Consider the following 223-nt stretch of genomic DNA (forward strand, 5'->3'; position numbering starts at 1 on the left):
CGGGTTAATATTCCCGTACTTCTTACAATTGCGATGGGGGGACGGAGAAGGCTAGGTGGGCCTGGCGACGGTTGTCCAGGTTCAAGTGCGTAGGCTGAAGAGTTAGGTAAATCCGGCTCCTCGATAGGCTGAGACACGACGTCGAGCTACTACGGTAGTGAAGTCATTGATGCCATGCTTCCAGGAAAAGCCTCTAAGCTTCAGATTGTAAGGAATCGTACCC

1 rRNA gene is annotated in these 223 nt (G+C 52.0%); it reads left to right on the plus strand.

The annotated features are described in order from the left end of the window. Positions 1–222: ribosomal RNA gene (locus tag IQP38_RS25180) — 23S ribosomal RNA — on the plus strand; the annotation flags it as partial. Between the last annotated feature and the right edge of the window lies 1 nt (position 223).

The organism is Vibrio sp. OPT41 (assembly GCF_015163595.1).
In the GTDB taxonomy this organism is placed as follows: Bacteria; Pseudomonadota; Gammaproteobacteria; order Enterobacterales; family Vibrionaceae; genus Vibrio; species Vibrio alginolyticus.